At 67.8% G+C, this 1,814-nt stretch carries 2 protein-coding genes; both read right to left on the bottom strand.

Features of this window, described 5'->3' with window-relative positions:
- The coding region (locus QZY01_RS04580) for an SMC-Scp complex subunit ScpB (RefSeq protein WP_294533926.1) at positions 1 to 631 on the bottom strand (631 nt) is incomplete at its 3' end.
- A 3-nt stretch (positions 632 to 634) separates the two neighbouring features.
- The gene (locus QZY01_RS04575; protein ID WP_294533923.1) at positions 635 to 1,588 is read right to left on the bottom strand and encodes a DUF1403 family protein; all 954 of its coding nucleotides are present in this window, start codon (positions 1,586 to 1,588) and stop codon (positions 635 to 637) included.
- Positions 1,589 to 1,814 lie beyond the last annotated feature (226 nt).

Below are 1,814 nucleotides of genomic sequence, written 5' to 3'. Positions count from 1 at the left end.
TGGCAGGCTTTTCTTCCAGATCCGATCCGCGCTCCAGCAGGCCCGCCTCTTCGAGGGCCTCGATATCGGGCAGGTCGCGCAAGCTTCCCAGCCCAAAAACCTCGAGGAACAGCTTGGTCGTCACATAAGTCAGCGGCGCGCCGGGCGCCGGCGCGCGCGGGCCGGCGCCAATCAGGCCCAGACGCTTCAGGCGAGCGAAAATGTCGCGGCTGACCTCCTTGCCGGTCAGTTGCGACAATTCTCTTCGGGTGACCGGCTGAAGATAGGCAATGGCGGTCGCCACCAGATTTTCGGTCTGGGTCAGGGCCTCGACTGACGCCCCGCCCGCCCCAGGCGCGCCGGCGGCGCGGATCGCGTCGGCAAACCGGGGCCTGGTGCGATGGCGCCAACCACCGGCGACAAAAGCCAATTCGTAAGGGCGATCGGCCAGTTCGTGCTGGATGTCGGCGATCAGCTCGTCGAGGGAGCAGTCTTCGCCGACCAGCAGGCTCAAAATTTCGCGCGGCACTGGCGCCACTGATGCGAAAATCGCCGCCTCGACGCGCCCCATCCATTCGCGCCAGCGCAGATCCGGCGGCAGGTCGGCGAGGTTGCGGTCAAACAGCAGGTCGCCTTGCGCGGGTGGCCGCATGGTTTAAAGCCCGTAAAGCCGGAAAGTGGGACGCTGCGTCATTTCGCGCAACGCGCCAAGTTCGACCAGCCGCTCAAGAAAACGCCGGGCGGCGCGGTCCGAGCCCAGTTGCGCCGAGCCTGCGCGGCAGAGATCGCCGGCGGAGACGACATCGTCGGCGAGCAGCGCCGCGACGCCGCGCTCCGCGCCTTTGACGCGCAATGTCGCGGCGGCTGCGATCAGCCGGGCTGCGCGGCGCTCCAATTCGATCGCCTGGCCATGACAGGCCATGGCCTCGCGCAAGACTTTGGCGTAGCGCTCGGCGACAGTTCCCCTGCGGCCGACGCCGGCGGCCGCAATCACGGACAACGGGCGGGCCCAACCGAGGCGGCGAGCGAGGACAAGGTCGGCGGCCATGGCGGCGAGGGCGTCGCCCTCCCCTGCTCCGGCGTCCAACGCCGCGACGCAGGAGTCCGCCGCCTCGAGCGCCGCCGCGACCGGCTCGGGATGTTCGGCCGCGAGTGTCAGGCCGTCGAAAGCGCCCGCCGTCGCGCGAAAGCCAAGCGCCTCAGTGAGCGCCGCAAGGCTGGGGCCCGCGAGCCGCGCCGGCCGCGTCGAAAAATCGCGCCACAGGCGATAGAGTTTTCCCGCTGGGCCTGGATCGTCGCCGGGCCTTGTCAGATGGTGGGCGTCGCGTAAGCGCGCCTCGTCTTCGCGATGGCGCAACAGGCGGGCGCTGGCCGCCGCCGCCCGCAAAGCCTGACGCAGGCGCAAAGTCCAGAGCCAGTCCGGATCGGCGCGAACGATTCGGTCGACGGCGAGCAGGACCGAACCGGCGGCGAAGGCCGGCGCGGCGCCCCCGAGCCAAGATGGAAGCGGCTGACAGAGCTGGGTTTTTTCTGCTATCGAGGCCGCGACAGCGGCGCGCTTGCGGCGCGACGGGGTGGGCGGAAGGAGAGCGGGACCGAGCGAATCCATGCCGGCGAGCATAACCGATGACGGCGCTTTGTCACCAATAATCAGGCGCGAAGCGCCGCGCCTGTCGTCGCTTTTATATGTCCGATAATGTTGCATTATCGGACATAATATGATGTGCTCCTGGACATGAGCAAATCAGCCAAAAAACCGCGTTTTTGCGAATGCCCTACCCCGGTCGCGCCGGCCGCCAGGGTATGGCAAGCCTCTAACCAATTGACGCGACTGC

The organism is uncultured Rhodoblastus sp., from assembly GCF_903903185.1.
Classification (GTDB): Bacteria; Pseudomonadota; Alphaproteobacteria; order Rhizobiales; family Beijerinckiaceae; genus Rhodoblastus.
Note: the sequence above shows the minus strand (reverse complement) of the source record. Positions and strands in the feature narration are given on the sequence as shown.